7 protein-coding genes are annotated in these 7,859 nt (G+C 61.1%); 5 read left to right on the top strand and 2 right to left on the bottom strand.

All coding sequences use genetic code 11. The annotated features are described in order from the left end of the window. Window positions 1-135 precede the first annotated feature (135 nt). Window positions 136-1,047, top strand: coding sequence for a phosphodiesterase (locus tag ABD059_RS07585; protein ID WP_343878778.1), 912 nt, complete (start codon window positions 136-138; stop codon window positions 1,045-1,047). Between the two features lie 32 nt (window positions 1,048-1,079). Here the strand turns inward: ABD059_RS07585 and ABD059_RS07580 are convergent, their stop codons facing one another. After that, window positions 1,080-2,729 carry a stealth family protein gene (locus ABD059_RS07580; protein ID WP_343878777.1) on the bottom strand — a complete coding sequence of 550 codons (1,650 nt, stop codon included), beginning with the start codon at window positions 2,727-2,729 and terminating at the stop codon, window positions 1,080-1,082. Between the two features lie 83 nt (window positions 2,730-2,812). Further along, complete coding sequence (locus ABD059_RS07575) at window positions 2,813-3,844, bottom strand: LacI family DNA-binding transcriptional regulator (protein ID WP_343878776.1); 1,032 nt, start codon at window positions 3,842-3,844, stop codon at window positions 2,813-2,815. Window positions 3,845-3,969: 125 nt separating this feature from the next. Between ABD059_RS07575 and ABD059_RS07570 the strand changes: the two genes are divergently transcribed. From ABD059_RS07570 to ABD059_RS07555, 4 genes are read left to right on the top strand one after another with little or no spacing between them, the layout of a single operon-like run. Next, window positions 3,970-5,193, top strand: a complete 1,224-nt coding sequence (locus tag ABD059_RS07570; RefSeq protein ID WP_343878775.1) for an amino acid ABC transporter substrate-binding protein — start codon at window positions 3,970-3,972, stop codon at window positions 5,191-5,193. A gap of 7 nt (window positions 5,194-5,200) precedes the next feature. Further along, window positions 5,201-6,085 carry a branched-chain amino acid ABC transporter permease gene (locus tag ABD059_RS07565; protein ID WP_343878774.1) on the top strand — a complete coding sequence of 295 codons (885 nt, stop codon included), beginning with the start codon at window positions 5,201-5,203 and terminating at the stop codon, window positions 6,083-6,085. After that, on the top strand, window positions 6,069-7,169 hold the full coding sequence (locus ABD059_RS07560) for a branched-chain amino acid ABC transporter permease (protein WP_343878773.1): 1,101 nt from the start codon (window positions 6,069-6,071) through the stop codon (window positions 7,167-7,169). The genes ABD059_RS07565 and ABD059_RS07560 overlap by 17 nt, the downstream gene beginning before the upstream one ends. Beyond that, window positions 7,166-7,813: an ABC transporter ATP-binding protein gene (locus tag ABD059_RS07555; RefSeq protein WP_343878772.1), complete on the top strand. Its 648-nt coding sequence runs from the start codon at window positions 7,166-7,168 to the stop codon at window positions 7,811-7,813. The genes ABD059_RS07560 and ABD059_RS07555 overlap by 4 nt, the downstream gene beginning before the upstream one ends. The last annotated feature ends 46 nt before the right edge of the window (window positions 7,814-7,859 follow it).

Genomic DNA, 7,859 nt, shown 5'->3' with positions numbered 1-7,859 from the left:
TACCCCGGTTGCGGACCAAACTCGCAGCGTTATCCGACTTGCCGGGCTGTGTTCACCCGCTATTGGCGTGATCTCTGCTTTGATGGAGGTCAATTAGGTTGTAAACGGTTACCGCCAGCTACCTAGAAGGTCACCATGAATTACCGGACGGCCGAACATCCTCGGCCGCAGCAGTTTATTCTCCACCTCAGCGACACCCACCTGCTCGGCGGGCCCGGGCCACTGTACGGGGCGGTGGATAGCGAGGCCCGGTTACGTCAGATCTTCACCGAGCTCGAGGCCTCCGGCGCCCGGCCCGAGGCGTTGGTCTTCACCGGGGACCTGGCCGACAAGGGTGAAGCCAACGCCTACGCGAAGCTCCGCGCCATTGTTGAACCGGCAGCGGCCAAACTCGGCGCGGAGGTGATCTGGGCCATGGGCAACCATGATGATCGGGCCAACTTCAGGGTCGGGCTGCTCGACCAGGCGCCAGACTCAGCGCCCATCGACCGCAGTTACCTCATTAACGGGTTGCGCATCATCACCCTGGACTCGACGGTTCCCGGCCACCACCACGGCGAGTTCAGCCACGAGCAGCTGGTGTGGCTCGCCAACGAGCTGCTGACCCCGGCGCCCAATGGCACCCTCCTCGCCCTGCATCACCCTCCGATTCCGTGTGTACAGGATTTATCGGTCCTGGTGGAACTCCGTGGTCAACGCCAGCTGGCCGACGTCGTCCGCGGCACCGATGTGCGCGGCATCCTGGCCGGGCATCTGCACTACTCGACCACCGCTACCTTTGCCGGGGTGCCGGTGTCGGTGGCCTCGGCGACCTGCTACACCCAGGATCTGGGGTACGACGGCGGCGGCACCCGTGGGCAGGACGGGGCCCAGGCCTATAACCTGGTGCACGTGTACGACGACACGATTGTCCACTCGGTGGTCCCGATCGGTGCCTACCGGCCCGTCGGGGAAACCGTGCCCCTCGTGGAAACACGCCGCCGGCTCGACGCCGCCGGGGTCCGAATCGCCGACGCGACACCTCAACGCCAGCTCACCGGAGCCTAGGCACCGGTTCGCTGGGCACCGGTTGACGGTCCCTACTTTTCCCAGGGCGCCTTGAGGGGGAAATACTTCTCCAGGAAGTCAGTGACCAGGTGTGCCCGCTCCGCGGCGGGAACCTCCGGGAAACTCCCGTCATTGAGACAGAAGAAGTCGGTATGCCGTTTGTCCAGCAGTTTGTTCAGGCTGCGCAGCCCTGACCGCATGGTGGTGTCAATGTAGGCCACCTTGGCGGATTCCTGGGTGACGGCCCGGCCGGTCAGTAACGCGTAGTAGTGGTACAGCGAGTTGGTGACCGAGATGTTGTCCTTGGCCCGGAACCTGGAGGCGGCGGTTGCGGAGAACTCGGCGGCGAACACCTCCTCCATCTCCAGCAGGACGCTGCGGCGCAGGGGCGCAGCCGTGTGCTCGAGGTGTCGGGTGGTGATCCGGCCGAACCGGTCGTGCAGTAACCTCCGATTGACCCGCGCGGCGTTTTCGAACCCACTCCGTTCGGCGTCGTTGTCGCCCAACCCAATGCGGGTGTCCGCCTGGATGAACTTGGTAATCCCGCCGGGGGAGAAGAACATCTCGGGGGAGACCGGACGGCCGAAGAACATGTCGTCGTTCGAATAGAGGAAGTGCTCCGACAAACCCGGAATGTGCTGCAGCTGGCTCTCGACTGCCTGCGAGTTGTGGGTGGGCAGTACCGACGGGTCCTTGAAGTGTTCCTCCGAGCGAACCAGCGTGACCGAGGGGTGATCGGCGAGCCACGAGGGGCACTCCGAATCGGTGGCGATGAAGATCCGGCGGATCCAGGGCGCGAACATGTACACCGACCGCAGAGCATATTTGAGTTCGTTGATCTGGCGGAACCTTGCTTCGTGGTCGTCGCCTTCGCCCACCACTGCGTCCTTCATCCGGGCCGCTCTGGCGGCCTGGTATTCGGGCGAGCTGCCGTCCACCCAGGAGAAGACCAGGTCAATGTCGAAGTCGATGTCCGTGGCATGGTCCGCGAACATGTTGTCGATGGTGGGCCAGAGCAGCCCGTGTCGTTCGACAGATCCGCGAACCACCTCGGAGGAGGGGAGGGCCCTGCGGGTCAATGAGTTCTCGACCGGCAGCTCGATGGTGTCGCCGTCGAGCTTCCAGAGTTCAATCTGTACCCCCGCCGAGGGGCCGAAGGCCAGGCCGCCAATCGGTTCAATCCGAGGGCGGAACAGGCGGAAGATCCGCGCTTTGCCGCTATGGGAGAGGGAGCCGTCGGTGACCAGCAGGGTGGTCCGGCGTTTCGTGTCGACGGTGCGCGAGTAGAACGGCTCGTGCTTGCAGGCGGTGACCAGGGCTTCCCGGAGGCGTTCACGGAACTTGAGATCGATGGCGATGACCGGACGCTCATCATTTCCTCGCACCAGCAGGTACTCGATATCGGCGTCCTCAAGCGCAGCCCGGATGAACAGCAGATCCTCGACCATGGCCTGATGCGGCGTGGTGTTCTGGTTGATCAGCGTGAACCGGCGCTTGACGGTGGTGATGTCGGTGCGCTCGTTGAATCGTGCGACGGCGTCGCGCGACGCCGACTCGAGGACTTCGGCCTCATTGACCGGCTCCGGCGCGCCGAAGTAGATATCGTGTTGGGCGGCAGTGTCCGTAATGTGAGCCTCCAGAGGGTTATCAGGTGTCTTAGCTCCATGATAAAGCCTGCCCACGACCGGGCAGACTCGTTCTCCTATCCCGGCGTTACCGCCATTTCGGGGTGAGGAGATTCCTCGCGGGCATAGATCTGGCAGCGCTAGGTTCTTACCGGTCCGGTCGAGTCACGTATCACTAACTCGTGCCCGGTCTTCTTGCGGCGGGGCCGGCTGACCTTGGCAGCAAGGACCATTTCCATGGCTTGCTCACCGATCCGTGTCATGGGTATTCGGATGGTTGTAAGGCTGGGCCCGACGTCGGCCGCCACAGTGATGTCGTCAAAACCACTCACCGAAACGTCCTCTGGTATCCGTATCCCGCGTCGGCGAAGGGCAGAGAGGGACCCAATGGCCATCACATCATTGAGCGCGATGATTGCCGTGGCGGCCGGGCAGTCGTGCAGCGCCTGATCGGTGCCGGTCAGGCCGCCCTCCCGGGTGAACGGGGTATGGATCACTGTCACAGTGTCCGAGGTGATCCCTGCATCGGCGAAAGCGTCCATGATGCCAGCGAGGCGGTCCGACACCGTATTAAGGTCTGCCGGTCCCGCGAGGACGACGATTCGGCGGTGTCCTAACTCAATAAGGTGGGACGCTATGGTTAGTCCGCCCGCCCGGTTGTCGGGAAGAACTGCGTCAGCGGTGATTTGATGCCTGCCAATCACTGCAACGCGTCCACCCGATGCCTGGAACGCCCCCAGTTCGGCTTCCAGTTGCTTCTCCGTTTGCGCATCGGTATAGCCCGAGCCTGCGAGTATGATGGCGCCGACTCTCTGGGCGCGAAGCGCTCGGATCTGCAGCAATTCACCTTCTGGCGTGCGCTGCGACTGACTGATCTGAACGGTGCGGGACTGCCGTGTGGCGATCCGGAGAACCCCGCTGGCGATCTCCGTGAAGTAGGGATCGGCGATCTCGTGCACGATCAGGCCGACTGTTGACGCCGCGCCGCCTGCTAATGAACGGGCGTGCGCGTTGGCGACATAGCCCATCTGCAGCGCGACACCCCTGACATATTCCGCGCGTTCCTTGCTGACGCCGTCGCTCCCTGACAAGGAGCGGGACGCGGTCGCCAAGGAAACCCCTGCGCGGGTGGCCACGTCAATCAGGCGGAATGGAGCAGCTTCCTTAGTCATCAGTTTGATCATTCATATCGGAAAATTTACCTTACCGCACCCTTGCCACTGTGATGAGCATCACTATAGAGTAGCGGAAGCGCTTACGAAAGCGCTTTCGTTATGACGACGTGGAGGTAGGCGATATGGCTGCAAAGAAGCAGTTGAAGTGGGGGACGCTGTTGGCGGCATCAACTCTGGTGCTGGCCGGGTGTGGAAGCGACGACGGCGGCGGAACTGCTGGCGGAGCCGAAGATCCGATCGTCATCGGTGTTTCCCTCCCGTTGACCGGTGACTTCGCAGAACCGGGCAAAGGGGTGGAACGCGGCTATCGGGCCTGGGTTGAAAACGTCAACTCCAACGGTGGTTTGCTCGGTCGACAGGTTGAGCTCAAGATCCTCGATGACCAATCCCTGGCTGACCGGGTGGTGTCCGACTATGAGTCCCTCATTGCCCAGGACGGTGTCGACCTCGTATTTGGCCCCTTCTCCACCCGTCTGGTGGTCCCGGCGGCGACCATCGCCGAACAGTACGGCATGCTCTTTGTAGAACCCGCAGGTGCGGCTGAGGAGGTCTTCACCCAGGGCTTCGAGAATCTGTTCTATGCTGCCCCCGCCGTCGCCGAGGATCACTACAACTATCTGGCGGAGCACATTCTGTCCCTCCCCGAGGGGGAACGGCCAGAGACAGCCGCGTACGCCGCGATGGATGATCCGTTTGCGCAGGGCACCGCCTACGGTCTCAAGGAAAAGCTTGAGGCAGCCGGGATCGAGACTGTTGTGGACGAGGTTTATCCGCCGAACACCACCGATTTCGGAATCATCGCAGCAACCATTGCAAACTCCGAGGCTGACTTGGTAGTTGGGGGCACCCAGTACCAGGATGCAGTGAACCTGATCCGGGCCCTTCAGCAACTCGACTACCAGCCGGATCTCGCTGCGTTCTCCACAGCACCGACCAACCCGGAGTTCGAAACGGCCATCGGGGGCCAGACTGAAGGAATTCTCGCGCCCACCGGATACTCAGTGACCGCTGATTACCCTAGCAACGTGGAGTTCGTCGAAGACTACACGGCAACCCACGGCAACCCGCCCGCCGAAGATGAAGCCAATGCTTACACCACCGGCCAGGTTGTGGCCGCCGCGGTGGAGGCAGTTGGTTGTGCTGAGCAGGGCGATTGCCAGCAGGAACTGATCGACTGGCTGCGGAGCAACGAGGTGGAAACCGTCGTCGGGCCGCTGAGTTGGGATGAAACCGGCAAACCCACCGGAGCCCATCTCATCCAGCAGTGGGTCGATGGGGAGATCCAGATAGTCCTCCCGGACGAGGCAAAGCAAGCGGACATCGTCTTCCCCAAGCCAGCATGGTGATGCTGAGATGTCCGGTGCACTAATCTTTCAAAGCCTGATACTGGGTTTGCTGTTGGGAGGGCTCTACGCCCTTCTGGCGGCAGGGCTCACACTCTACTTCGGGGTGATGCGTGTGGTGATGATCGCGCACGCCTCGTTCCTGATCCTGGCGGCCTACATCGCCTGGTTCCTCAACGACCGGATCGGAATCGACCCGCTTCTGGCAGTGCTGGTCTCGGCTCCGTTGTTCTTCGTGATCGGGGTCGGAATGCAGAGGGTTCTGATTTCACGCCTCAAACCGGCGACTCTGACGATGATGTCGGTCCTGCTGACGTTCGCGATTGCGATCACGATCGAAGGTACTCTCGGTGTCCTGTTCTCAGGTACGCAGCGGCGAATCCAGCTTGATTACTCTTCCACCAGCCTCCTGTTGTTGGGGGCGAGTATCCCAGTGGTGAAGCTGATTGCCTTTGGGCTGGCCGCTGTTTCATTGCTCGCTCTTTTCCTTCTCCTGAAGAAGACGCGCTTCGGGTGGGCGCTGAGGGCGACGATCCAGAATAAGGAAGCCGCCGAGCTGGTGGGAATTAACACCCAAAAAATTGCTGGTTACGGGTTCGGGTTGGGCCTGGCCACAGCAGCTATCGGCGGCACAGCACTATCGTTGGACGCCACCATCTGGCCGGCCCTCCATTGGCATTGGATTGGGCCGCTGATGGCCATCATTGTGGTCGGCGGGTTGGGAAGCATCCCCGGCGCCGCGATTGCGGCAATCGTGTTGGGGGTTGGGCAGAGCCTGCTCCGGCTCCCACTGGGAACCACCTGGGCGCAAACAGTCTTTTATGTTGCCCTGTTCGCCACTCTTATTTTCCGCCCGCAAGGATTCTTTGGAGGACGACTTGCTAAACGATTCTGAAACCCGGGCCAAACCCGGATTCGTGCTACCTAGGGGCCGGTTCATTCGGCTGGTTGCCCTGGCCATCGGCACCGCGTTGATCCTTTCCTTCCCGCTGGTATCGCCCAACCCCTACATCTTGTCGGCGGGGGTTGTCGTCCTCAACTACGCTGTCACAGCTACTGGATGGAATTTTGTGGGAGGGTTCACCGGCTACATTTCCCTGGGTCACGCCGCCTATTTCGGCCTCGGCGCCTATGGGACCGGGCTTTTGATTGCGCGCGCCGACGTGCCGAGTTTTGTGGCACTGTTCCTGGCAGCCATCATTGTCGTCATCCTTGCGGTTCCTATCGGCTACGCTGCGCTGCAGGTACGTGGTGCGTCCTACGTGATTACCTCGATCGCCCTGGTGCTGATCCTCTTGCTGGTCTTCCAAAGCTGGGGAAGCTTCACTGGAGGCTCCGGAGGCCTCACCGTGGCACCACCCTTCGAGGGGTTGCTCAGGCCGCAGCACCATTTGGTTTTCTTCTACCTTTATTGCGCGCTGCTGGGGCTAGCGTTGCTGTGTTGGTGGCTCATTGACCGATCGAGGTTCGGCACGGGGCTGAAGGCTGTGCGTGAAGATGAGGATAAAGCCCAATCACTCGGCATTCCCACGATGGGTTACAAATTGGTCGCCAACGTGATTTCTGCCGGGTTCACCGCCTTGGGAGGCGGGCTTTACGCCCTGTGGTTCGGCTACCTTGACCCCATTTTCCAGTTCTCAATTCTTGTGAGCTCGTACATGGTGCTGATGGCCCTGCTGGGGGGAATCCGACACCTCTTTGGGCCCCTGCTGGGCGCGGTGATCGTTGGCGTGGCGCTTGAGTACTTCAAGCTTGAGTTCGGCGACACCCAGTTCCATCTGGTGGCTACCGGCCTGCTGTTGGGGGTAGTGGTCCTGTTCATGCCCGACGGCGTCATACCGGCGGTGCAGTCCCTCTTCAAGCGATTCAGACCGCAGGAGAGTTCAATCCGGGAAATGACTGCCGAGGATCTGTTGGAAGCCAACAAACTCGATTCAGTGTCGGCAGCCAGCGGGCCAGCTTCAAAGGAGACCAGATGACCGCCATGCAAATCACCGGGGACAACCTGAGCACGGTTGAAATGACCAAGAGATTTGGCGGCGTCACAGCTGTCAACGGGGCGACAGTGACCTTCCAGCATGGCAAAGTCAACGGCCTGATCGGCCCCAACGGATCGGGTAAAACCACCTTCTTCAATTGCGTCACTGGCATGATCAAACCGGACTCGGGTGTGGTCACCTATCGCGGTCGGACCATCATGGGAAAGCCACCCCACACCATCGCCCGCGCAGGAATCGGCAGGAGCTTCCAGCTATGCAGGATTTTCCCGCGAATGACGGTGCTGGAAAACCTGTTGGTTGCGGTCAGGACCACACGTCTTAGCGCGTTGATGTCCGGGTCCAGGAACCCTGCGGAAACTGAACGAGCCAGAGGTTGGCTGCGTCGGGTGGGTATCGATCATCTTGAACACACCGAGGCCCGAAACCTCAGCTACGGTCAACAAAAGCTGCTCGAGCTGGCAGGTGTGCTCATGGGGGACCCCGAAACCATCATGCTTGACGAACCAGCAGGCGGAGTGAATCCCGCCCTGATCGGGCGGATCGCCACGCTCGTCAGGGAACTCAACGCAGAGGGCAAGACCTTCATCGGGACTGCCCACGGTTTGGTTGACTCGTGGGGTTGATAGTTTCTTAGGCGGCTAGCACCATGTTGTTGATTGTCTCAAACTC

Source organism: Arthrobacter flavus, assembly GCF_039526005.1.
Taxonomy (GTDB): Bacteria; Actinomycetota; Actinomycetes; order Actinomycetales; family Micrococcaceae; genus Arthrobacter_D; species Arthrobacter_D flavus.
Note: the sequence above shows the minus strand (reverse complement) of the source record. Positions and strands in the feature narration are given on the sequence as shown.